21 protein-coding genes are annotated in these 22,003 nt (G+C 68.0%); 13 read left to right on the top strand and 8 right to left on the bottom strand.

Annotation, left to right across the window (positions count from 1 at the left end):
• Nucleotides 1-33: 33 nt before the first annotated feature.
• The gene (gene glf, locus ACX1D1_RS14245; RefSeq protein WP_459055007.1) at nt 34-1,176 is read right to left on the bottom strand and encodes a UDP-galactopyranose mutase; all 1,143 of its coding nucleotides are present in this window, start codon (nt 1,174-1,176) and stop codon (nt 34-36) included.
• Between the two features lie 88 nt (nt 1,177-1,264).
• Here glf and ACX1D1_RS14240 point away from each other — a divergent pair, with 88 nt between their 5' ends.
• Together ACX1D1_RS14240 and ACX1D1_RS14235 are read left to right on the top strand one after the other, a co-directional pair.
• Complete coding sequence (locus tag ACX1D1_RS14240) at nt 1,265-1,978, top strand: LytR/AlgR family response regulator transcription factor (RefSeq protein WP_459055005.1); 714 nt, start codon at nt 1,265-1,267, stop codon at nt 1,976-1,978.
• The gene (locus tag ACX1D1_RS14235; RefSeq protein WP_459055003.1) at nt 1,975-3,276 is read left to right on the top strand and encodes a sensor histidine kinase; all 1,302 of its coding nucleotides are present in this window, start codon (nt 1,975-1,977) and stop codon (nt 3,274-3,276) included. The genes ACX1D1_RS14240 and ACX1D1_RS14235 overlap by 4 nt, the downstream gene beginning before the upstream one ends.
• Here ACX1D1_RS14235 and ACX1D1_RS14230 read toward each other — a convergent pair.
• The 3 genes from ACX1D1_RS14230 to ACX1D1_RS14220 are packed head-to-tail and all read right to left on the bottom strand — an operon-like array spanning nt 3,269 to nt 7,333.
• Nucleotides 3,269-4,279, bottom strand: coding sequence for a glycosyltransferase family 2 protein (locus ACX1D1_RS14230; RefSeq protein ID WP_459055001.1), 1,011 nt, complete (start codon nt 4,277-4,279; stop codon nt 3,269-3,271). The two genes, ACX1D1_RS14235 and ACX1D1_RS14230, sit on opposite strands and share 8 nt — an antisense overlap.
• A 14-nt stretch (nt 4,280-4,293) precedes the next feature.
• Nucleotides 4,294-4,920, bottom strand: coding sequence for a GtrA domain-containing protein (locus ACX1D1_RS14225; protein WP_459055000.1), 627 nt, complete (start codon nt 4,918-4,920; stop codon nt 4,294-4,296).
• A gap of 19 nt (nt 4,921-4,939) precedes the next feature.
• Nucleotides 4,940-7,333 (bottom strand): glycoside hydrolase family 3 C-terminal domain-containing protein, encoded by a 2,394-nt coding sequence (locus ACX1D1_RS14220; protein ID WP_459054998.1) that lies wholly within the window; start codon nt 7,331-7,333, stop codon nt 4,940-4,942.
• Nucleotides 7,334-7,792: 459 nt separating this feature from the next.
• Here ACX1D1_RS14220 and ACX1D1_RS14215 point away from each other — a divergent pair, with 459 nt between their 5' ends.
• The 7 genes from ACX1D1_RS14215 (at nt 7,793) to ACX1D1_RS14185 (ending at nt 15,422) form a co-directional block, all read left to right on the top strand.
• Nucleotides 7,793-9,283 (top strand): methylmalonyl-CoA carboxytransferase subunit 5S, encoded by a 1,491-nt coding sequence (locus ACX1D1_RS14215; RefSeq protein ID WP_459054996.1) that lies wholly within the window; start codon nt 7,793-7,795, stop codon nt 9,281-9,283.
• 11 nt (nt 9,284-9,294) lie between these two features.
• Complete coding sequence (locus tag ACX1D1_RS14210) at nt 9,295-10,851, top strand: acyl-CoA carboxylase subunit beta (protein WP_182781688.1); 1,557 nt, start codon at nt 9,295-9,297, stop codon at nt 10,849-10,851.
• Nucleotides 10,852-10,863: 12 nt separating this feature from the next.
• On the top strand, nt 10,864-11,124 hold the full coding sequence (locus tag ACX1D1_RS14205; RefSeq protein ID WP_182798658.1) for a hypothetical protein: 261 nt from the start codon (nt 10,864-10,866) through the stop codon (nt 11,122-11,124).
• Between the two features lie 19 nt (nt 11,125-11,143).
• Nucleotides 11,144-11,503 (top strand): biotin/lipoyl-containing protein, encoded by a 360-nt coding sequence (locus ACX1D1_RS14200; protein WP_182781690.1) that lies wholly within the window; start codon nt 11,144-11,146, stop codon nt 11,501-11,503.
• 312 nt (nt 11,504-11,815) lie between these two features.
• Nucleotides 11,816-12,646, top strand: coding sequence for an SGNH/GDSL hydrolase family protein (locus tag ACX1D1_RS14195; RefSeq protein WP_459054993.1), 831 nt, complete (start codon nt 11,816-11,818; stop codon nt 12,644-12,646).
• 81 nt (nt 12,647-12,727) lie between these two features.
• A complete protein-coding gene (locus ACX1D1_RS14190; RefSeq protein WP_459054991.1) occupies nt 12,728-13,891 on the top strand; it encodes an iron-containing alcohol dehydrogenase in 1,164 nt (387 codons plus the stop codon).
• An 82-nt stretch (nt 13,892-13,973) separates the two neighbouring features.
• Nucleotides 13,974-15,422 carry an AI-2E family transporter gene (locus tag ACX1D1_RS14185; protein WP_459054990.1) on the top strand — a complete coding sequence of 483 codons (1,449 nt, stop codon included), beginning with the start codon at nt 13,974-13,976 and terminating at the stop codon, nt 15,420-15,422.
• Here ACX1D1_RS14185 and ACX1D1_RS14180 read toward each other — a convergent pair.
• The 3 genes from ACX1D1_RS14180 to phoU all read right to left on the bottom strand — a co-directional run bounded on the left by ACX1D1_RS14180 (nt 15,416) and on the right by phoU (nt 18,090).
• Nucleotides 15,416-16,153, bottom strand: coding sequence for an SDR family oxidoreductase (locus tag ACX1D1_RS14180; protein ID WP_182781694.1), 738 nt, complete (start codon nt 16,151-16,153; stop codon nt 15,416-15,418). The genes ACX1D1_RS14185 and ACX1D1_RS14180 overlap by 7 nt on opposite strands.
• 490 nt (nt 16,154-16,643) lie before the next feature.
• Nucleotides 16,644-17,393, bottom strand: coding sequence for a phosphoglyceromutase (locus tag ACX1D1_RS14175; RefSeq protein ID WP_182781695.1), 750 nt, complete (start codon nt 17,391-17,393; stop codon nt 16,644-16,646).
• A gap of 31 nt (nt 17,394-17,424) precedes the next feature.
• Nucleotides 17,425-18,090 (bottom strand): phosphate signaling complex protein PhoU, encoded by a 666-nt coding sequence (phoU, locus tag ACX1D1_RS14170; protein WP_182781696.1) that lies wholly within the window; start codon nt 18,088-18,090, stop codon nt 17,425-17,427.
• A 199-nt stretch (nt 18,091-18,289) separates the two neighbouring features.
• Here phoU and ACX1D1_RS14165 point away from each other — a divergent pair, with 199 nt between their 5' ends.
• Both ACX1D1_RS14165 and ACX1D1_RS14160 read left to right on the top strand, forming a co-directional pair.
• Nucleotides 18,290-19,465, top strand: a complete 1,176-nt coding sequence (locus tag ACX1D1_RS14165) for a sensor histidine kinase (protein WP_182798654.1) — start codon at nt 18,290-18,292, stop codon at nt 19,463-19,465.
• Nucleotides 19,466-20,143 (top strand): response regulator, encoded by a 678-nt coding sequence (locus tag ACX1D1_RS14160; protein ID WP_459054988.1) that lies wholly within the window; start codon nt 19,466-19,468, stop codon nt 20,141-20,143.
• Between the two features lie 3 nt (nt 20,144-20,146).
• Here ACX1D1_RS14160 and ACX1D1_RS14155 read toward each other — a convergent pair whose 3' ends face one another.
• Nucleotides 20,147-20,638 (bottom strand): hypothetical protein, encoded by a 492-nt coding sequence (locus tag ACX1D1_RS14155; protein WP_182781699.1) that lies wholly within the window; start codon nt 20,636-20,638, stop codon nt 20,147-20,149.
• Between the two features lie 162 nt (nt 20,639-20,800).
• Between ACX1D1_RS14155 and ACX1D1_RS14150 the strand changes: the two genes are divergently transcribed.
• The gene (locus tag ACX1D1_RS14150) at nt 20,801-21,286 is read left to right on the top strand and encodes a CarD family transcriptional regulator (protein WP_459054986.1); all 486 of its coding nucleotides are present in this window, start codon (nt 20,801-20,803) and stop codon (nt 21,284-21,286) included.
• An 8-nt stretch (nt 21,287-21,294) separates the two neighbouring features.
• Nucleotides 21,295-21,996 (top strand): 2-C-methyl-D-erythritol 4-phosphate cytidylyltransferase, encoded by a 702-nt coding sequence (ispD, locus tag ACX1D1_RS14145; protein ID WP_459054984.1) that lies wholly within the window; start codon nt 21,295-21,297, stop codon nt 21,994-21,996.
• Nucleotides 21,997-22,003: the final 7 nt, after the last annotated feature.

The raw sequence follows: 22,003 nt of genomic DNA, 5'->3' as shown, positions 1-22,003 counted from the left end.
TTTGTGCCCTCCATCGCGGATCGGCGCGGATGATCAGGTGAACCAGCCGCGCACCGTGTTGTCGAAGCGGCTGAGCGCTGAGCCGATGGCCATATGCATGTCCAGGTACTGGTAGGTCCCCAGCCGTCCGCCGAAGAGCACCTGCGGCTCGTTGGCCGCAGCCCCTCGGTACTGCTCCAGCCGGGCCCTGTCGTCTGCCGTCGAGACGGGGTAGAACGGCTCGTCGCCCGCCTCCGCGAAGCGGGAGTACTCCCGCACGACGACGGTGCCGGACCGGTGCGTGCGCTCCGGGTGGAAGTGCCTGAACTCCAACGTCCGGGTGTAGGGCACGTCCTCGTCGCACTCGTTGATCACCGCGGTGCCCTGATGGTCCGACACGTCGAGGACCTGGCGGTCGAAGTCCAGCGTGCGCCAGCCGAGCGCCCCGTAGCGGTGACCGAAGTAACGATCCAACGGACCGGTGTACACCACCGGCACCTGGCCCACGGCGGTCTCCCGGCTGAACTCGTGCCCGCGTTCGAGGAACTCCACGCCCAGCCTGACGTCGATGCGCGGGTGCTCGGCCATTCGCTGCAGCCACGCCGCGTAGCCGTCCCGAGGCATGCCCTGGTGGGTGTCGTTGAAGTAGCGGTTGTCGTAGGTGAACCGCACCGGCAGCCGCGTGATGATGGACGCGGGCAGGTCCCGGGGATCGGTCTGCCATTGTTTGGCGGTGTAGCCCCGGATGAACGCCTCGTACAGCGGCCGGCCGATCAGCGAGATGGCCTTGTCCTCGAGGTTGCCGGGCTCCCGGCCTGCCAGCTCGCCGGCCTGCTCATCGATGAGCCTGCGGGCCTCGTCGGGGCCAAGGCCCGAGCGGAAGAACTGGTTGATGGTGCCGAGGTTGATCGGCAGCGGGAACACCTCTCCGCGGTGGCGGGCGTAGACACGGTGCTCATAGGGCGTGAACTCCGTGAACCTGTTGACGTACCCCCAGACGCTGTCGTTGGAGGTGTGGAAGATGTGCGCGCCGTAGCGGTGCTCCTCGATGCCGGTAGCCTCGTCCACCGTGCTCCAGGCATTTCCACCGATGTGGTCCCGCGACTCGACGACGACGACCCGCAGCCCGAGCTCAGCTGCCGCCCGCTCCGCGATGGTCAACCCGAACAGGCCCGACCCCACCACCAACAGATCCATCTGTCCTCCCGGGAACCAGTTGTGGGCGAGGCTACCAGCGCCACGCCAGGTGCCGGTTGATAATGTGTGGGACCCGGGAGGAGGGCGCATGATCCGCATCGGAGTTGTCGACGACCAGGAGGAGAGCCGCCACCTCCTGCAGAGTTACCTGGCCCGCTACGAGCATGAGAACGCTGGCCAGTTCGTCGTGGAGGAGTTCGCCGACGGCTCTGAACTCACGGCCGCTTACCGTCCCCGCTTCGACATCATCTTTCTCGACGTCCAGATGGAGAACCTCGACGGCTTCGCCACCGCCCGGCTGATCCGCGAGGTTGACCCGGGTGTCATCCTCATTTTCGTCACCAACATGGCGCAGTTCGCCATCAAGGGCTACGAGGTGGACGCGATGAGTTACCTCCTCAAGCCTGTGCCCTACTTCGCGTTCTCCCAGGAGCTCAAGCGCTCGCTGCAGCGCCTCGACCGCGCCCGCGACGACCACATCGTGCTCAGCGTGGGCGGTGAGGTGCTCCGCGTCAACCTGGTCGACGTGGTCTACATCGAGAGCATCAAGCATCGGCTTGTGTTCCACACCAGCGACGGCAAGCTGTCGATGATCGGCACCCTCAAGGAGATGTCCGCCCAACTCGAGCCCCGTGGCTTCTTCCGTTCCAACAGCTTCCTGCTGGTCAACCTGCGTCACGTCGAGGGCTTCAGCGAGGGCGAGTCGAAGCTCACCGGCGGAATCTCGCTGCCCGTGAGCCGCTCCCGGAAGAAGCCGTTCCTCGAGGCGCTCACCGGCCACTTCGGGGGACACCCGGCGTGACTGAGGTCCTGCCCAACATCCCTCGCGAGATCACAGGGCTGGCCGAATGGCTGGCGTGCGTGGTCTACATCCTGGTGTTGCCACGACGGTGGGGGGTGGTGGGGACCGTTGCCACCTCCTTCGTGGGCCTCGTGGTCCTCGTCTCCGTGCAGCTGTTCGCCGGCACACTCCCGATCCAGCTGTGGACGGTCGGGATGCTGCTGGCGGTCGCAGCCATGTGCGCCTTCATCGCCGTCACCACGACGGTCGGCCCCCGCGATGTCGGCTACGTCGCCGCTCGCGCGTTCGTGTTGGCCGAGCTTGTGGCCTCGCTCGAGTGGCAGATCCACGCGTTCTACTTCCACCCCGAACCCGGGGTCACGGGCCTGGTTCCGACGATCGTGCTGCTGATCCTCTACGCGGTGGCATTCGGTGCGGCCCATATCCTTGAGCGCCGGCACTTCGACGGGACGGCGCCGGCCGTCGGTCCCCGCATGCTCGCCATCGCCGTCGCCATGGCGGTGACGACGTTCGCGCTCAGCAACCTCAGCTTCATCACGCCCAACACGCCGTTCAGTGGGGCGATCTCCATCGAGGTGTTCTACATCCGCACGTTGGTGGATCTTGCTGGCTACATCGCCCTCTATGCCCAGCACGAGCAGCTACGCAAGCAGCGCGCCGATCTTGAACTCGCTGCCATGGATGGGATTCTGCGCACCCAGCACGACCAGTATCTGGCCGCCAAGCGGGACATCGACATGGTGAGCCGCGCCGCCCATGATCTCAAGCACCAGTTGGAGGTGATCCGTGCAGAGGTAGATCCGGAGCGGCGCGGGCGGCACCTGGACACCCTCGGAGACACACTGAACGAGTTCGGAGCAGCCTTCGACACCGGCAACCCGGTTCTCGACACGGTTCTCACCTCGAAGGCCCGCTACTGCCGTTCACGCGGGATCAACTTCACCTGCGTGGCGGACGGCACAGCCCTGGGTTTCGTCGAGGTGATGGACCTGGCCAGCATCCTCGGCAACGCCTTGGACAACGCCATCGAGTCCGTGTCGCGACTGGAGGATCCTGAGCACCGCATCATCCGCGTGGCGGTCTTCAACCAGGCCCGCTTCGTGGTCTGCAAGTTCGAGAACTACTTCGACGGGCAGCTGCAGTACCTGGAAGGAGAGTTGGCCACCCGAAAGGTGGGCGGCACCCACGGGCTGGGGCTCAAGAGCATCCGCTTCGCCGCCGAGAAGTACGGCGGTCAGGCCATCGTCGCGGCCCAGGACAACTGGTTCAAGTGCACGGTGCTGCTGCCGCTCAGTTGAAGCCGACAGCGCGCTGCGCCGCGAGGTAGGCCCACACGGAGACCGTCCGACCCGCCTTGCCTGGCAGGTTCACCAGGGCGCCGACGCCGCTGCGCCGCAGCCGCCGGTGGGCCGAAGCGTGGGCTCCCCGGAGGTCGCGCCACAGATCCCGCTTCTGCCGGAGGTGCTCAGGCTGCCCCGCGCGGATCAGCATGATCGACGACACCGCGCAGATCAACCCCAGGTAGTGCACCAGGTAGCGGTGCAGGGCAGGGTTGGTGGACTCCGCGTCGGGCAGGGCTTCGATCATCAGCCGGTTGACGCGCAGCTGCTGGTCCAGCCGCCGCAGCATGACGGATTCGTTGACCGACTGGTCCGCCCGGCCGATGTGGTAGCGGTACAGGTCCACGTCGAGGTACTGCAGGCGCCGCACGAAGGGCAGCGGCACGAAGGCGAAGAGGTTGTCCACGTAGAACGTGTGCTCCGGCAGCCGCATGCCGGATGAGCGCAGGACTGCGGTGCGGTAGGTCAGCGAGTGCATCAGGAGCCCCTGATTGGGGCGGAATCGTCCCACCTCCCGCCAGGAGAACTCGCGGCCCTGGGGAAGGACGTTGCGGTAACGCATCGCGTGCCGGCGACTTCTGCCCTCCTTCTCGTAGACGAAGTTGCTCACCACCAGATCAACCGGCTCGTCGCCCTGGGCGCGAAGGACGGCCAGTAGCGAGGCGAGGGCACCGCGATCCAGCCAGTCGTCGCTGTCGACCACTTTGAAGTACCGGCCCGCGGCGGCGTCGAGCCCTGCGTTGACGGCCGACCCGTGCCCCCCGTTGGGCTTGTCGACGACCCTGACCCGGCCGGGATGCGCCCCGGCGTAGCCGTGCGCGATCGAGGACGTGTCGTCGGTGGAGCCGTCGTTGACGACGATCACCTCGACGTCGTCATCGAACGGCAGCATCGAGTCCAGGCAGCGGTGCAGGTAGGCGGCCGAGTTGTAGCTCGGCACCACCAGGGACAGCGTCGTCACAGTGGGTGATCCTCTCAGGCCGTGTGCTGCTCGGCAGGTGCCTCGTCGGTGCCGACGGGCTCCTGCTTGAAGATCACCTTGAAGATGGGGTAGAAGACCCAGAACGAGATGGCCGAGTTGATGATCATCGTGATGACATCGGCAGTGGTCTCGCCGGTCTGGCCCCAGCCGAGCGTGTCGATGAAGAAGGTGTAGATCGGCGCCTTGTAGAAGCCCTGGGCCGCCGCGGCCACCAGCGTGATGACGAGGTAGGCGACGAAGTACCAGAAGGCCGCCCGCCAGATGCTGGTGTTGGACTTGAAGGTGATGTTGCGCTGGGCGAAGAAGTTGATCACCTGTGCAATGAGGATGGCGAGCTGGACGGCCAGGAAGTACGCGAGGCCCCCACCCCCATCGGGCAGGGCGCCCGCGGCGTAGTCGAAGACGAAGTATTGCGAGCCGTCGACGTTGGAGCCGATGGGCCAGACCTGGAAGTCGGTGTCGATCAGCGACGTGCGGCCGAAGATCCCCCGGAACACGGGCATGATCACGATCTGCAGCACGGTGACGCCGTTGCTGAGGATGAAGAACATGAGGAACTTGGACAGCTCGGGGTGGCGTTCGCTGAATCCCGCCCACATGGAGCGGATCTTGGTCAACATCGTGTGGATCTCCTTGGGTTCAGCGGGCCGCGGTGAGCTGGCGCGTGAGGTTCTTGGTGGTGCGGCGGGCCCGGATGAAGCCGCCGATGATCATCCGCAGCCCTCGGATGTGGTGACCGTTGACGAGGGTGACGATGCCGTCGACCATCTCGTCGCTGACCATGCCGCCGGTCATCTTGCCCAGGGCACGGAAGGGCATGTTGTAGAGGAACTGGATGTTGAGGTCGGGCTCGCCCTTGGCCTCGCTGCGGAGGCGCAGGGTGTTCAGGGCCCAGTGCGCGAAACGGCCGAGCGGGCTCCGCCCCAGTCGGAGATCGCTGAGTGGGTCATTACGGTCCACTGTGCCGTCCGCGTGCTCCGGGTGGACGGTGATGCCCAGTAGGTCGCGGAACTCGTCGTCAGTGAGGCCGCGCAGCATGGCGGTGCGCAGCGTCGCGGGTGCGATGGCGCCGGTGACGGTCACCCCGGGGATGTGCAGTTCTCCCCTCAGGCGCACGTCTGCCGAGCTGGCGCCCACCAGGACGCGGCGGGTGGCGTCCTCAGCCACCCAACCACCGGTGGCGATGTCGAAGTGGCGCCAGGTGTAGCTGTCGAAGGCGATCGTGACGCGGCGTGACTCGCCCGGCGCGAGGTGAACCTTGACGAAGCCCTTGAGCTCCTTCTCCGGGCGCACGACGGCGCTGCCCGGCGTCGCGACGTACAGCTGCGCGGTCTCCGAACCGGCCACCGGACCCGTGTTGCTAACGGTGAACTCGGCGCCGGCTTCGCTCACGGAGAGGTCCGAGTAGCTGAAGCTGGTGTAGCTGAGGCCGTGGCCGAACGGATAGCGGACGGCGCGCCCTGCGGCCTCAGCGTGGCGGTACCCGACGAACAGGCCCTCGCGGTACACGCTCGAGCGGCCCTCGGCGGGGAAGCGCCCGAAGGTCGGGGTGTCGGTCAGGGCCATCGGGTAGGTCTCGGCGAGCTTGCCCGACGGCGTGACGGCTCCCGTCAGGACGCGCATCGCGGCTTCGGCGCCGGCCTGGCCCGAGAGGTAGCCGTGCAGCACGGCCCGGGTCTGGTCAGCCCAGCCCATGTCCACCACTGAGCCGGCGCTGAGCACCACGACCACGTTCGGGTTGGCGGAGGCCACGGCCCGCAGCAGGGAGAGCTGCGCGTCGGGCAGGTCGATGTGCCGACGGTCCACGCCTTCTGATTCGCTGATCTCGTCGAGTCCCAGGTAGAGCAGCGCCACGTCGGCCGATCCCGCGGCCGCGACAGCCTCGCGCTCCAGGTCCTCGTCGGCGGGGGAGTGCCGACGGTAGCCCTGGGCGAACGCGGCCAGCTCCAGCCCGCTGCCCTCGATGGCCTCGCGGGCGCTGGTCAGGCGGGTGGGGTTGACGGCGGAGGAGCCGGCGCCCTGGTAGCGGGGGGTGTCGGCCATGTCCCCGATGAGCGCGACGGTGGTGCCGGCGGGCAACGGAAGGATGGCGCCCTCGTTGCGGAGCAGCACCATCGACTCCTCGGCAGCGCGGCGGGCGATGTCGTGGTGGGCGTTTCGGTCAACCTGCGGCCGCGGGGACTGGCGGGCGCCGAGCGCGAGCGCCACCACCTCCGCGGCCCTGGCCGTCAAAGTCTCCTCGGACAGGTGGCCTTCGCGGACAGCCTCGACGAGTTGGCGCACCGAGTCGAAGCCGGGGGCGGGCATCTCGAGATTGGCCCCGGCGGCGACGGCGGCAACGGCGTCGTTGCTGCCTCCCCAGTCGCTGATCACCACGCCGTCGAAGCCCCACTCGTCGCGGAGGATGTCTGTGAGCAGGTGGCGGTGCTCGTGGGCGTAGGTGCCGTTGACGCGGTTGTATGAGCTCATGAGCGCCTTGGGTGCGGCCTCGCGGACCACGATCTCGAAGGCAGTGAGGTACAGCTCGCGCAGCGTCCGCTCGTCGATGACGGAATCCGACGCCATGCGGCGGAGCTCCTGGCTGTTGACCGCGAAGTGCTTCGGGGTCGCGGCCACGCCCTCGGCCTGGATGCCGCGGACGTAGGCCGCGGCGAGCTTGCCGCTCAGGTAGGGGTCTTCGGAGAAGTACTCGAAGTTGCGTCCCCCCAGAGGGCTGCGCTTGAGGTTGAGGCCGGGGCCGAGGAGGACGTCGACGTCAAGGGCACGTGCTTCGCGCCCGAGGGCGTGGCCCACCTCGTCGGCCAGATCGACATCCCAGCTGTTCGCCACCGTCGCGGAGGTCGGGAAGCAGGTGGCCGGCTCCGAGGCGTTCAGCCCGAGATGGTCCCCTGAGCCGACCTGCTTGCGGATGCCGTGGGGGCCGTCGGCCATGAAGAACGAGGGGACGCCGTGCCGTGGGAGGTCCCGCGACTCCCAGACGTTCTTGCCGCTCAACAGGGCGGCCTTCTCCAGCGTCGTCAGCTTCTCGATCATGGGGCATCTCCGATGATGGGCTTGGTGGCTGGCGGGTCGTTCCGCCGTAGGACTGATTCCAGCACGCCGCCCGGGGGTGTCTCCCGTCGCGCATGCACAACCGGCACGATCACCGGCACGATCTGTCGCGTTCCGCCCGACGACAGCGCAGGGCCCCGCCCTCATTGGCGGGGGCCGAGAGCCGGCGGAGGCGCAGCAGCACACGATCAGGCCGTGGTGCCCAGGCGTGGGTCTGGGGTCCATGCGCGAGCGGGCCGAGGAGCTGGGTGGCTCATTCGAGGCCGGCCCCACACAGGCCGGTGGGTACGTGCTGGCGGTCCTCCCGCTGACCGCCCCAGTGCCCGCTCGACTAGGGGCGACGGCGGCAGAGGAATAGTTCCCCAGCGTACAGGGGTTGGTCGGACCGACTATCTCGGGGGTGCCGTCCCGGGCGACCGACGGCCATGATTGGATTACTCCATGACAGCCCGAAAGATCGGCGTGACGGAGCTTGTACTCCGAGACGCGCATCAGAGTTTGATGGCGACCCGCATGGCCATGGAGGACATGGTCGGCGCCTGCGAAGACATCGACCAGGCTGGTTACTGGTCAGTCGAATGCTGGGGTGGCGCGACGTTCGACGCGTGCATCCGATTCCTGAACGAGGACCCCTGGAAGCGCCTGCGCACGTTCCGCGAGTTGATGCCCAACTCCCGGCTGCAGATGCTGCTGCGCGGCCAGAACCTCCTCGGTTACCGCCACTACGAGGACATGGTCGTCGAGAAGTTCGTGGAGAAGTCCGCCGAGAACGGCATGGACGTCTTCCGGGTCTTCGACGCCCTCAACGACCCCCGCAACATGGCCCACGCCATGGCCGCGGTGAAGAAGGTGGGCAAGCACGCCCAGGGCACCATCTGCTACACCATCTCCCCGGTCCACACCGTCGAGGGCTACATCAAGCTCGCCGGCCAGCTGCTGGACATGGGCGCCGAGTCCATCGCGCTGAAGGACATGGCCGCCCTGCTGCAGCCGCAGCCCGCCTACGACATCATCCGCGGCATCAAGGAAACCTACGGCGACGTGCAGATCAACGTGCACTGCCACGCCACCACCGGCGTCACCCTCGTGTCGCTGATGAAGGCCATCGAGGCCGGCGCGGACGTCGTGGACGCGGCCATCTCGTCGATGTCGCTCGGCCCCGGCCACAACCCCACCGAGTCGCTCGTAGCGATGCTCGAGGGCACCGAATACACCACGGACCTGGACATGGAGCGCCTCCTCAAGATCCGCGACCACTTCGCGGGCGTGCGCCCCAAGTACAAGGAATTCGAGTCCGCCACCCTGGTGGACACCGACATCTTCCTGTCCCAGATTCCCGGCGGCATGCTCTCCAACATGGAGTCCCAGCTGCGGGCCCAGGGCGCGGGAGACCGCATCCGCGAGGTCATGGAAGAGGTCCCCAGGGTCAAGGCAGACGCCGGCCACCCGCCGCTGGTCACCCCGTCGTCGCAGATCGTGGGCAGCCAGGCTGTGTTCAACGTCCTCATGGGCCGCTACAAGGTGATGACGGGCGAGTTCGCGGACCTCATGCTCGGCTACTACGGCGAGTGCCTCGGCGACCGCAACCCCGAGGTCATCGAGCTGGCCCAGAAGCAGACCAAGAAGGACATCATCACCGGCCGACCCGCTGATTACCTCAAGCCCGAATGGGACAGCCTCCACACGCAGGCCGAGGCGCTCGAGGGCTTCGAAGGCTCCGAGGAGGACGTGCTCACCAACGCCATGTTCCCGGGCGTTGCGCCGGCGTTCTTCAAGACCCGCGCTGAAGGCCCCAAGAGCGTGGCGAAGACGCCGGAGCAGCTCAACACCGAGAAGGTAGCCGCTGCGAGCCACCAGGGCATCACCGGTCCCATCAAGTACAAGGTGACGCTCGCCGGCCGCGAGCACCACGTCGCCGTCGAGCCAGTCTGAGGAGCAAGCAGATGCCCAAGGAATACACCATGGCTGAGCGCCTCGATCAGCTCACCGAGAAGCGCGCCCACGTCCACGCCGGTGGCGGCGAGGACAAGCTGCAGAAGCACCGCGACAAGGGGAAGATGACGGCGCGCGAGCGCATCGCCTCCCTCGTCGACGACGGCTCCTTCCAGGAGACCGGCGCCTTCCGCCGCAACCGCACCACCACCTTCGGGATGGACAAGGCGGACATGCCGGCCGACGGAGTGGTCACCGGCGCCGGCTACGTGCTGGGGCGCCCGGTCCACCTGGCCAGCCAGGACTTCACCGTCATGGGCGGCTCCGCCGGCGAGGCGCACTCCATCAAGGTCACTGAGACCCTGAAGGCGTCGCTGACCACCGGAACGCCGTTCATCTTCATCAACGACTCGGGCGGCGCCCGCGTCCAGGAGGGCATCGACTCGCTCTCCGGCTACGGCAAGGTGTTCTACGCCAACGTCCTGCTCTCAGGCGCGGTGCCCCAGATTTCGATCATCGCCGGCCCGTGCGCCGGTGGCGCGGCCTACTCGCCCGCGTTGACGGACTTCATCATCCAGACGCGCAAGGCCCACATGTTCATCACGGGCCCCGGCGTGATCAAGCAGGTCACCGGTGAGGACGTCTCGCAGGACGAACTCGGCGGCGCGGATGCGCACATGGCACGCTCCGGCGTGGTGCACTTCGTGGCCGACGACGACGAGCAGGCCATCCTGATCGCCAAGAAGCTGCTCAGCTTCCTCCCGCAGAACAACACCGAGGATGCCCCCATCGTCGATCCCGACGACGTGGTGGAGCCCAACGAGAAGCTCCGGAACATCCTGCCCGTGCAGTCCAACAAGGGCTACGACGTGCGCGAGGTCATCGCCGAGATCGTGGACCACGCGGACTTCCTCGAGGTTCAGGCCGGCTGGGCGAAGAACATCGTGGTGGGCTTCGGCCGGATCGTGGGCCGCACCATCGGCATCATCGCGAACCAGCCGAGCGTCATGTCCGGCGTGCTGGACATCGACTCCTCGGACAAGGCCAGCAAGTTCGTCCGCTTCTGCAACGCGTTCAACATCCCCGTGGTGAACCTCGTCGACGTCCCCGGCTTCCTGCCCGGCGTCGCCCAGGAGCACAACGGCATCATCCGCCACGGCGCGAAGATGCTCTACGCCTACTCCGCGGCCACCGTCCCGAAGATCACCGTCGTGATGCGCAAGGCCTACGGCGGCGCATACCTGGCGATGTGTTCGAAGGACCTCGGCGCGGACAAGGTGTTCGCATGGCCGACGGCGGAGATCGCCGTGATGGGCGCTGCCGGCGCGGCCAACGTCGTGTTCCGTCGCGAGATCGACGCGGCCGAGGACAAGGAGGCGCGTCGCGCCGAACTGGTCGAGGAGTACCGCGAGACGTTCTCCACCCCCTACATGGCGGCGAGCCGTGGCCTGGTGGACGACATCATCGATCCGGCAGACACCCGTCGCGAGATCGCCATGGCCCTCGAGCTGCTCGTCGGTAAGCGCGAAGTGCGCCCCGCCAAGAAGCACGGCCTCGGCCCGGCCTGATCGGGGATAGCGATGGAAGACACCACACTGCAGGAGTTGCGCGACGCTGTCGCGGCTCTCACGGACAAGGTTGCCGTACTCGAGGCACGGGTTGAGTCCCTCGAGGACTGCCGCCAAATCCCCGAGGCGGACATCATCGCCATCGGCGCCGCGGTGGCCGCGTACTTCGGCCACAAGGCCAAGGTGCGCGCCATCCGTTACGGGTCGCAGACCAGGTGGGCCGCGGCCAGCCGGGCCCGCGTCCACGACCGGTCCGTCCCCCACGTCCGCTGACACAGCCACAGGAGAACCAATGAAACTCAAGGTCACCGTCAACGAGACGGAATACGAGATCGATGTCGAGGTCGAGGAAGAGGAGCGCCAGGGGATGGGGCCGGTCATCATCGGCGTCAACGCCGGTGCCAACCCCATTCCGACGAAGGCCTCCGTGTCCGCCGTCAGCTCCAACGCCGTCGTGGCGCCGCTGGCCGGGTCGGTCGCGCGGGTGCTGGTCACCGTCGGCGAGGAGATCGAGGCCGGGCAGGTCCTGCTGCTCCTCGAGGCCATGAAGATGGAGACGGAGATCACCGCCCCCGCAGCGGGCGTCGTCTCTGCCATCCTCGTCGCCCCCGGCGACGCGGTCCAGGGTGGTCAGGCGCTCATCGAGCTCTGACAACCGCTTCTACACGACGACGGGCCCCGGGTGCGCAAGCACTCCGGGGCCCGTTGCCGTCTCCTGGCGCGCCCCTCAGGTGCACGACACGCCGTCTGAATGTGGGTGCGTGTGCACCCCCGACGACGGGGTGCGAGTCCGACGGCGAGTCGTGCACACCCACGGTCACGGGGCGTCGCATTCAGGCGTAGGGTTCGCATCACGGAGATGCGTCGCGGGGGATCAAGGGCGGCCTGCACGACGACGTGTGTGGCCCCTCAGATCGGCCTTCGGCGCTCCGTCTCCAGGGTCGTCGCTAGAATGGCACGAGACATGCAGCATCGACTTCTCACCAAGGGGTTGGCCCTCGCGGCGGGGCTCCTCCTCGCCGCCACCACCATCACCCCCGCAGCGGCGGTGCCGGACCCACACCCGTTGACCCTGCGCTACACCGCGCTCGGCGACTCCTACGCGGCCGGTCTCGGTGCGGGTGACCTCATCGACGCTGCTTCGGGCCGTTTCTCGCAGGCATACCCTGTGCAGCTAGTCGGCAAGGCATACAAGGTCAACTTCCTCGCGGAGTCCGGTGCCAAGATCGCCGACGTGATTGATCAGGCTGAACATGTCCCGGCGACGACGAGACGGATCACCCTGACCGTCGGTGGCAACGACGTCGGCTTTGGCGAGATTTCGTTGGCCTGCGCCGACGGCCCAGAGTCGTGCGCCGCAGCGCTGGCTGTGCCTAGGCCCACGCCCGATCAAGTCGGAGGGAGCCTCGCGTTGCTAATGATGGCCCTGAGTGAACGGGCCCCGAAGGCGACGATCTACGTCACCGGCTACCCAGTCCTCTTTGAGGTCAGCGCGATGAGTGGCTGTGCGACCCTCGATTCCACTCTGTGGCTCTCCGCTGGCCAAGTCGATCAGGCCACCCGGGCGCTCAACGAGCTGATCCAGGTGGTCGCTCTGTCCAATGGAGGCGTATTCGTCGACGTCGAGGACGACTTCGCTGGACAGGGTCTGTGCAACCCACTGTCAACGCTCCTGAATCCTCCGATGCCTGACCTCTCTTTCCCCACCGGCTTTAGCCCGGCGAGCCTGCACCCCACGGCTGCCGGTCAGGCTGCCTACGCGGCCGCCATCATGGCCGCCGGCTTCGACAGCTGAGTTGATATTGAGGCCCCGTCGCTCCGGACTTCTTCCGGGGGACGGGGCCTTCGTCTGCCGTCGGTCTGGCACGCTGGAGGCATGACCGAGTTCACCTTCGCCACCGCCACGTCGATCCGGTTCGGGGCGGGGGTGGCGGCTGAACTCCCTCAGCACAGCCGACGGCTCGGCGAGCGACCCTTCGTCGTCACCGGCCGCAACACCCACCGCCACGCCGAGGTCCTCCGCGACATCTCCGACGTCGGCTCCTTCGCGCTCACCGGTGAGCCCAGCTTCGACGACGCCCGCGCCGCCGTCGCTGCCGCACGCGACGCCCAAGCGGACCACATCATCGGCATCGGCGGGGGTGCGGTGCTGGATCTGGCGAAGGCCGTCGCGGCCCTGGCGGCCGGCGACACCGACCCGATGGACCACGCCGAGGTGATCGGCGGCGGCCAGCCGCTCCCGCACGAATCCCCACCGTTCATCGCGCTGCCCACCACGTCCGGCACCGGCTCCGAGGTGACGGCGAACGCCGTCCTCACCTCCGTCGAGCACCGGGTGAAGGTGTCGCTGCGGGGGCCGTCGATGCTGGCGACGGTGGCCATCGTCGACCCGGCCCTCACTCTCACCTGCCCCCCGCTGGTGACGGCGCAGTCCGGCATGGACGCCCTGACCCAATGCTTGGAGCCGCTCACGTCCCGATTCGCCAACCCGATGGTCGACGCCCTGGCGACGGCGGGTCTGCGGGCCGCTGCGCGTGGTCTGGCCCGCGCCGTCGCCGAGGGTGAGGACCTGGAGGCGCGCACGGACATGGCCTTCTGCTCCCTCATGGGCGGCCTCTCGCTGGCCAACGCGAAGCTCGGCGCCGTCCACGGCTTCGCCGGTCCGCTGGGCGGCACCACAGGCGCACCCCACGGCGCCATCTGTGCGGCCCTCCTCCGGGTCACCACCCGCATGAACATCCGCGCCATGGCGGAGCGCGAGCCGGACAACCCGGCGTTGGCGAAGTACGCCGTCGCAGCCGAAGCGATCACCGGTGAGCGGTTCGACGGAGCGCCCGCAGCCCTCGTGGGGGAGCGGCTCGACGCCTGGCTAGGGGCTTTGGTGGAGCAATTGCGCCTCCCGGGGCTGGCCGAGCTCGGCCTCGCCGAGGGGGATCACGACGCCGTGGTCGAGGCGGCCATGAAGGGCAGCTCCATGAAGGGCAATCCGATCGCCCTGACCCGCGACGAGTTGGCGCAGATCCTGCGCGACGCCGCCTGATCCGCCGCCTCCCAGGCGCCCGGTACGCTGAGCGGCAGACCGGTGCCGGTCACACCCCGGCCCGCGAACGCAAGGAGGATGGGTGACCCACCACGAGGATCAGAGCGAAGGTGGGGCCTCCGCGCCCCAGGACAGCTCAGCGGACCAGGAGGGACGCGACGCGCCGCACCCGGACCTGACGGCCGCTTCCGTCCCGGACCCGCGGCCTGGGCACCCGAGTGACGCGATCCTGACCCCGGATCCGGCCGAGCCCGTGGACCGCGCTGACGTGATCGGCCAGGGTGGACGCTGGCTCGCCCTGTGGGCGGGCCGGTTCCTCCTCATCGCGCTGGCGCTGGCCGCTATCGGCTGGGTCTTCGGCCAGTTCTGGGACGGTGTGCTCCCGTTGGTGCTCGCTCTCCTGCTCACCTCGGTACTGTGGCCGGCCACGGCGGCGCTCAAGCGCGTCGGGGTGCCCTATGCCCTCGGGGCAGCGATCTCGCTGCTCGGAGGCGTGGGGATCATCGCCGGGCTGATCGCCAGCATCGCGCCGAGCGTGGCCAAGCAGTGGCCTGAGCTGTCCTCACAGGCGGTGCAGGGCGTCCGGCGTCTCCAGGAGTGGGCGGCGGGGCCGCCGCTCAACCTGCGGGACGAGCAGCTTGACACCTGGATCACGCAGGGGCTGGACTACCTGCAGTCGCGGGCCGGTGAGATCTTCTCTCAGGCGCTCAGCATCGGCGGCAGCGTCGGCAACGTCGTCATCACCCTCCTCTTGATGATGGTGCTGACCTTCTTCTTCCTCAAGGACGGCGCCAACTTCCTGGGCTGGACCCGAAGGGTGGTGGGGCGGCGCGCAGGATTCCATGCCACTGAGCTCCTGACCAGGCTCTGGGGCACCGTCTCCGGCTACATCCGCACGCAGGCCATCGTCAGCTTCGTCGACGCTCTTTTCATCGGACTCGGCCTGGCACTGCTCGGTGTCCCCCTGGCGTTCCCGCTGGCCGTGATCACCTTCATCGCCGGCTTCATCCCCATGGTGGGAGCGGTGACCGCCGGCACGTTCGCGGTCCTGGTGGCGCTCGTCTCCAACGGGTTCACCACCGCCGCGCTGGTGTTGGGCCTGATTCTTCTGGTGCAGCAACTGGAGGGCAACATTCTGCAGCCCTTGTTGCAGTCCAAGGTGATGCAGCTTCACCCAGTGGTCGTGCTGCTCGCTGTGGTGCTCGGGAGCGTCTGGTTCGGCATCATCGGCGCCTTCCTGGCCGTTCCGGTGGCCGCCGCCATCGCCGTCGTCCTGCGCTACCTCGGGGACCTGATCGACATCAGGACTGGGGAGCGGTCAGCAGCCGACGTCCAGTGGGCCACAGCCGACGGTCGGGTGGTGGCGAGCGAGTCCGAGCGCTCCGCCCAGTTCTTCAGCGCCTTGGTGCGGCTGCGCCGCACGAGGCGCCCGGAGGTCGAGGTAGCCGATGAAGGCGTCCTAGCGGAGGATGAGCACGGTGATGAGAGCCACCGGTCCTGGCTCGATCGGATGCGTCGCCGCAGTCACTGACCTTCGCGGTACACCTTGTGCTGGGCGGCCTGCGCCCGCGGGCGGATGGTCAGCCTGTCGATGTTCACATGCGACGGGCGGGTGGCCATCCAGGTGATCGCGTCCGCCACGTCCTCGGCGCTGAGCGGCTCCGCGACACCCCGATACACGGCCGCGGCGCGGTCCTCGTCGCCCCCGAAGCGGGTGACGGAGAATCCCTCCGTGCGCACCATGCCGGGGCAGATCTCGGTGATGCGGACCGGGACGTCGAAGAGCTCAAGGCGCATGGATTCGACGACGGCGCGCTCCCCGGCCTTCGCTGCGCAATAGCCCGCGCCGCCCTCGTAGCCGGAATCGGCGGCAGTGGAGGTCACGAACACGATCACACCCTGGGCCGCGATCAGCGCGGGGAGCAGCGCCTTGGTGACGCGGGTGGTGCCGATCAGGTTGGTCTGCAGCATGGCCGTCCACGCGTCCAGGTCCGCGTCGCTCACCGGCTCCAGCCCGAGCGCGCCGCCGGCGTTGTTGACCAGCACATCGAGGGCTCCGCCCGCCGCCTCGGCGAGGCGGGCCACGTCGTCGTCACTGGTGATGTCGCACTCGACGGCGACCCCGCCGATCTCGGCGGCCAGCGCCTCGATCCGGTCTGACCGGCGGGCCGCGCAGATCACGCGAAACCCCTCCCGCGCCAGGAGGCGCGCAGTCGCTGCCCCGATCCCAGAACTTGCCCCTGTCACCACAGCTGTCTTCATGGGGGCCACTCTAGGACGACGATGAGATCCGCGTGAAGGTGATAGTCACGACCCTTCGAGACGGGCCACGCCGCTTCGCGGGCGGCCCTCCTCAGGGAGCGGTTCGGCGGCCCCGGCACACACCGCGCCTGATCCATCAGGGATGGTTTCCAGGAGTGCTCGTCTGGCGGCTCGCCCTTACTCAACCTGGCTTGTGGAGGCGCATGAGGGTGCTGGGTGACTGGGCGGCTCGGCGCAGTGATGCCCAACCCGACGATCACATGACTGGCGTCCCGCCTCAGCAGGGCCGCACCAGGGCCGCCCCGTCGGCCATCGCCCGGACCCGACCACGCCACGGTGAGACCAGTGCAGGAGTTGTGAAGAGATGCCCGGGCGGCCCTCAAGCCACCCGGGCATCTCCGAACTTGGGAGAGGCACCAAGGCCAACCGCAACGGGCCGCCCGGTCATCGCCTCACAAGTCCTGCACCTACGCCAGGCGCGATGCCGGGTCTACTTCTTTCCTTGGTTCTTCACTGCCTCGATGGAGGCGGCGGCCGCCTCGGGGTCCAGGTAGCGACCCCCCGGCGTGACCGGCTTGTAGTCCTCGTCCAGCTCGTAGTACAGCGGGATGCCGGTGGGGATGTTCAGTCCGGCGATGTCCTCGTCCGAGATGCCGTCCAGGTGCTTGACCAACGCACGCAGGGAGTTGCCGTGAGCAGTCACCAGCACAGTCTTGCCCTCGGCCAGGTCCGGCACAATGTGCGCCTCCCAGTACGGCAGCATGCGCGCCACGACGTCCTTGAGGCACTCGGTGCGCGGGCGGTCCGCCTCGGGGATGTCCGCGTACCGGGGATCGTGGTGCTGCGAGAACTCGTCGTCGACGTCGATGAGCGGCGGCGGCGTGTCGTAGCTGCGGCGCCACAGCATGAACTGCTCCTCGCCGTACTGCTCCAGCGTCTGGGCCTTGTTCTTCCCCTGCAGCGCACCGTAGTGGCGCTCGTTGAGGCGCCAACTGCGCTTGACGGGGATCCAGTGACGGTCGCAGCCGTCCAGCGCCAGGTAGGCGGTGTGGATGGCGCGGCGCAGCAGCGAGGTGTGCAGGATGTCGGGGAGGAGATCCTCGGCCTGGAGCAGTCCGGCGGCGGCCTTGGCCTCCCCGATGCCCTTCTCGTTGATGTCCACGTCCACCCAGCCGGTGAACAGGTTCTTGGCGTTCCACTCGCTCTCGCCGTGGCGGAGCAAAATCAACTTCGCGGTCATGCGCGCAACACTACAGGCGGGACCGCCGCCGTCAGGCGTTGGGCCAGTCCTCGCCCTCGGGCACATCACCGGTGATGATGTAGATCACTCGCCGGCCCACCGCGACAGCGTGGTCAGCGAAGCGCTCGTAGTAGCGGCCCAGCAGCGCGACGTCGACGGCGCCCTCGATGGAGATGTCCGTCCCTTCGGCCAGCATCATCGAGAACTGTTCGCGGCGCAGGACGTCCATCCGCTCGTCGATCTCCACCAGACGGTGGGCGCCCTTGGCGTCGCGATCCTGCAGCGACTGCCTGGCGAGGGTGACGATCTCGATGGCGATGTCAGCCATCTCGCGGAAGCTCGCATCGAACTGCTCCGGGACGGCGCTGACCGGGTAGCGCAGGCGCGCGATCTTGGCCACGTGGGCGGCGAGGTCGCCCATGCGGGCGAGCTCGAACACGACGCGGATGGCCGAGACGATGGTGCGGAGCTCGCCGGCGACGGGGGCCTGCAGCGCCAGCAGGGAGAGGCACTTGTACTCCATCTCCTCGTGCATCTTGTCCAGCTGCACGTCGTTGCTGATGACGGACTCGGCCTTGGTCAGGTCTGCCGTCAGCAGCGACTCGGAGCCTTCGCGGATCGCCACTTCGACGAGTCCGGCCATGTTGACGAGGCTGTCGAGGATCGAATCGAGCTCCTCGTGGTAGCTGGTGCGCATGTGCAGTGCTCCTTGTGTGTCAAAGCCAACGGCCAGTCTAGCCGGGGGAGGGCCATCCCGAACGATAGGCACCCCGGGTAGCGGGGCATTTCCTCTGGGTGAATCGCGGGTGAACGGACGGTGAAGACTCGGCGCCGCCGTCGCTGCTCAGAGGGCTTTCGGGCCCGGGCCCCTGGCGGTCGAGCCATATGATGGCGGCATGCACCCAGCCCTCGCCGGACTCATCGGGGCGGGGGTAGCCCTGCTCGGTGTCCTGTTCGCGTACCTGCTCGTCCAGGGCAAGCAGAGCTGGCGCCAGCTGGAGGCCCAACGCATGGCGGACAAGGCGTCACGGGAACTGCACGACGTGCTGGACACCATCGCCTCCGGCGCCGTCCTCGTTGGCCCTCACGACGAGATCCTCATGGTCAACGAGCCCGGCGTGGCGCTCAACCTCGCCCGGGGCAGCAGGGTCGGCTTCCCCGAGCTGCTCGAGCGCGTCCGGGAGGTGCGCTCGTCCCAGGCGCCCTACCGCGGGCCGGTGGTCCGGGAGCTCCACCCCGGCTCCGAGAGGCTGGAGCTCGCCACCCGGATCGCCCCCATGGTGGACGAGAACGTGCTCGTCATCGCGGAGGACGAGTCAGCCCAGAAGCGGGTGGAGGCGGTGCGGCGCGACTTCGTCGCCAACATCTCCCACGAATTGAAGACCCCCATCGGCGCCATCTCGGTGCTGGCGGAGGCCGTCGAGGCGGCCAAGGACGACCCCGAGGCGGTCCAGCGCTTCGTACACCGGATGCAGCTGGAGACGGCCCGGCTCGCCGAGCTGGTCAATCAGATCATCGATCTGTCCAGGCTGCAGTCCACGGACCCCCTGCTCAGCCGGGAGGTGGTGGACGTGGCCGAGGTGGTGGGTGAGGCGATCGCCCGCTCGCAGGAGCGCGCCACGCAGCGGGACGTCTCCCTCATCCTGGCCCGCACCACGCACGCGAAGGTGATGGGAGACAGGTGGCAGCTCGCCGATGCCGTCACCAACCTCGTGCAGAACGCCATCAACTACTCCGACGAGAAGGCCCGCGTCACGCTCAGCATCCTGCCCGTCACCGCAGACGGGGACCAGTTCGTGGAGATCAAGGTCTCGGACAACGGCATCGGCATCAGGCCCGAGGAGCAGGAACGCGTCTTCGAGCGCTTCTACCGGGTTGACTACGGCCGGTCGCGGCAGAGCGGCGGCACGGGCCTCGGCCTGTCCATCGTGCGCCACATCGCCAACGCCCACGGCGGCACCGTGAGGGTGTGGTCCAGGCCCGGGCAGGGCTCCACGTTCACGCTGCGGCTACCCGCCTACCTGGGGCCAGATCCCGCCGACACAGATCACGACACCGACGAGGAGGCCTAGATGACCCGCATCCTGATCATCGAGGACGAGGATTCCTACCGCGACGCCACCAGCTTCATGCTCCGCAAGGAGGGCTACGACGTGATCACGGCGGCCGACGGCGCCGAAGGGCTGGCGGAGTACGACAGGAACGGTGCCGATCTGGTGCTGCTGGACCTGATGATGCCTGGCATCCCCGGTGTGGAGGTGTGCCGCCAGCTGCGCGCCAGGGGCAACGTCGCCATCGTCATGGTCACCGCCCGCGATTCAGAGGTGGACAAGGTGGTGGGCCTTGAGCTCGGCGCCGACGACTATGTCACCAAGCCGTTCAGCCACCGCGAGCTCGTCGCCCGGATCCGGGCAGTGCTGCGGAGGGGCCAGGACCAGGTGTTGCTCCCCGAGGTGGTGGAGGTCAGCGGCGTGCGGATCGACGTGGAGCGTCACCAGGTCAACGTCGACGGCGTGGACGTCCGCTTCGCGCTGCGCGAGTTCGAGCTGCTGGAGCTTCTGCTGCGCAACGCCGGCCGGGTGATGACCCGGGGCCAGCTGATCGACCGCATCTGGGGCAGCGACTACGTGGGCGACACCAAGACCCTCGACGTGCATATCAAACGGTTGCGCTCAAAGATCGAACGCGATCCGTCCAACCCCGAGCGGTTGGTGACGGTGAGGGGCCTCGGCTACAAGTACGACGGCTGACGCTCAGGCGCCGGCCTGCTCCCACGCCTCGACGAAGTCCGGGTGCTCCGCGGACACGACGGGGACGCTCAGGGTGACGCTCTGCCCTCCGTCGAACTGCACCGCGACCCGTGCGAGGCGCCCCACCAGCAGCTCGGAGGTGTTGAACGTGGTGTCCGCGCCGTCGAGGATGATGGTCTTGCCCTTGGGGATGTCCGCCGTGAAAGGCACGGCGTTGAGCTCACCGAACGAGCCATCCTCCAGCTCGGCGGCGTATCCGAGGCCGGCGACGCTGGCTGCCTCGTCGCGCGAAGCGATCCCGCCCAGGATCATTCCCGTGCCGTCGCCGTCGGTGACCACCATGAAGTTGCGCAACTTGAGCCCGCCCTCATCCACCTGGACCCCGGCCGCCGGCGGTGCGGCGTACTCCCACTGGCCCGCGGTGCACCCGCTCACCGAGACGGCGAGCGCGACGGTGGCGACGAGGGCCGCGGTGCGGCGCAGGGTCTTGCTCATGTGTCCTCCGGCTGTGGGGCGTGGCTAGGCACATCCTAACCGGATCCGGGCTGCGTGTACCACGAAGCATCCAGCGCCGGGCCCCGGGGTGGGGTAAGAATCGCCGTCTGGGTGGGTGGCGGCGGCCCTGCTAGAATTGAGTTCTGGGAAAGGGGTCATTGAATGACTTTTTCGATCGGTGAAACGGTGGTCTACCCAAATCATGGGACTGCTGTCATTGAAGACATCGAGAACAAGACCATCAAAGGCGAGGACAGGTTGTACCTGGTCCTCCGCGTCATCGGACAAAACGACCTGGTGATCAGTGTGCCGGCGTGCAACCTGGATCTGGTTGGTGTGCGGGACGTGGTCGACGCTGATGGTTTGGAGAAGGTGTTCGCGGTCCTTCGCGCCGAGCACACCGAGGAGCCGTCCAACTGGTCCCGCCGATTCAAGGCCAACATGGAGAAGCTGCACTCCGGCAACGTGATCAAGGTCTCCGAGGTTGTCCGTGACCTGTGGCGCCGGGACCGCGACAAGGGTCTCTCCGCCGGCGAGAAGCGGATGCTGGCGAAAGCCCGCTCCATCCTGATCGCCGAGCTCGCGCTCGCCGAGCAGGTCAACGAGGACAGGGCCGAGGTCATGCTCGACGAGGTCCTCGCCTCCTGAATCCAGAAGTGTCACATCTTGATACGCCGGTCGTCGCCGTTGTGGTGGCGGCCGGTTCTGGTTCCCGGCTGGGCGCGTCCCAGCCGAAGGCCCTCGTGAAGCTGCAGGGCGTCACCCTGGTCCGGCGCTCCGTGGACGCCCTGGCCGCCGGGGGAGTCGGGCAGGTCGTCGTCACCGTCCCCCATGGCCTGGAGCCGGAGTTCCGGGCCGCGCTTGACGGCGCGGCCGTGCCCGCCACCTGCGTGGTGGGGGGCTCAACCCGGCAGGACTCCGTGCGGATCGGGCTTGCCGCGCTCATCGCGCCGGACCTTGCCGTCGTCCTCGTCCACGACGCGGCCCGCGCCCTCATTCCGCCCACCGTGGTGCGGGCCGTGGTGTCGGCCGTGGAAGGCGGCGCGGAGGTGGCCATCCCGGTGCTGCCTGTGGTGGACTCCATCCGTCGGATCGACGGGGCCTCGTCGCAGGTGGTGGACCGGGCCCCGCTGCGAGCGGTGCAGACACCCCAGGGGGCGCGGTTCGGCGCGCTGCGGCGGGCCCACGACCTCCTGCTGGCCGAGGCGCTCGAGGTCACCGACGACGCCGCAGCCTGCGAACACGCCGGCCTCAGCGTCACGCTCGTCGACGGGCACCGGGACGCGTTGAAGATCACCGAACCCGTGGACCTGGTGCTGGCCCGAGCCATCCTGGCCGCTCGGGATCACTCACACTAAGGGGCAG

It is taken from the genome of Tessaracoccus luoxuelianae, from assembly GCF_054483915.1.
Note: the sequence above shows the minus strand (reverse complement) of the source record. Positions and strands in the feature narration are given on the sequence as shown.

Coding starts and splice junctions, on each gene's coding strand:
- glf (WP_459055007.1), bottom strand. CDS start 1,176: ATGGATCTGTTGGTGGTGGGGTCGGGCCTGTTCGGGTTGACCATCGCG.
- ACX1D1_RS14240 (WP_459055005.1), top strand. CDS start 1,265: ATGATCCGCATCGGAGTTGTCGACGACCAGGAGGAGAGCCGCCACCTC.
- ACX1D1_RS14225 (WP_459055000.1), bottom strand. CDS start 4,920: ATGTTGACCAAGATCCGCTCCATGTGGGCGGGATTCAGCGAACGCCAC.
- ACX1D1_RS14220 (WP_459054998.1), bottom strand. CDS start 7,333: ATGATCGAGAAGCTGACGACGCTGGAGAAGGCCGCCCTGTTGAGCGGC.
- ACX1D1_RS14215 (WP_459054996.1), top strand. CDS start 7,793: ATGACAGCCCGAAAGATCGGCGTGACGGAGCTTGTACTCCGAGACGCG.
- ACX1D1_RS14210 (WP_182781688.1), top strand. CDS start 9,295: ATGCCCAAGGAATACACCATGGCTGAGCGCCTCGATCAGCTCACCGAG.
- ACX1D1_RS14205 (WP_182798658.1), top strand. CDS start 10,864: ATGGAAGACACCACACTGCAGGAGTTGCGCGACGCTGTCGCGGCTCTC.
- ACX1D1_RS14200 (WP_182781690.1), top strand. CDS start 11,144: ATGAAACTCAAGGTCACCGTCAACGAGACGGAATACGAGATCGATGTC.
- ACX1D1_RS14195 (WP_459054993.1), top strand. CDS start 11,816: ATGCAGCATCGACTTCTCACCAAGGGGTTGGCCCTCGCGGCGGGGCTC.
- ACX1D1_RS14190 (WP_459054991.1), top strand. CDS start 12,728: ATGACCGAGTTCACCTTCGCCACCGCCACGTCGATCCGGTTCGGGGCG.
- ACX1D1_RS14180 (WP_182781694.1), bottom strand. CDS start 16,153: ATGAAGACAGCTGTGGTGACAGGGGCAAGTTCTGGGATCGGGGCAGCG.
- ACX1D1_RS14175 (WP_182781695.1), bottom strand. CDS start 17,393: ATGACCGCGAAGTTGATTTTGCTCCGCCACGGCGAGAGCGAGTGGAAC.
- phoU (WP_182781696.1), bottom strand. CDS start 18,090: ATGCGCACCAGCTACCACGAGGAGCTCGATTCGATCCTCGACAGCCTC.
- ACX1D1_RS14165 (WP_182798654.1), top strand. CDS start 18,290: ATGCACCCAGCCCTCGCCGGACTCATCGGGGCGGGGGTAGCCCTGCTC.
- ACX1D1_RS14160 (WP_459054988.1), top strand. CDS start 19,466: ATGACCCGCATCCTGATCATCGAGGACGAGGATTCCTACCGCGACGCC.
- ACX1D1_RS14155 (WP_182781699.1), bottom strand. CDS start 20,638: ATGAGCAAGACCCTGCGCCGCACCGCGGCCCTCGTCGCCACCGTCGCG.
- ACX1D1_RS14150 (WP_459054986.1), top strand. CDS start 20,801: ATGACTTTTTCGATCGGTGAAACGGTGGTCTACCCAAATCATGGGACT.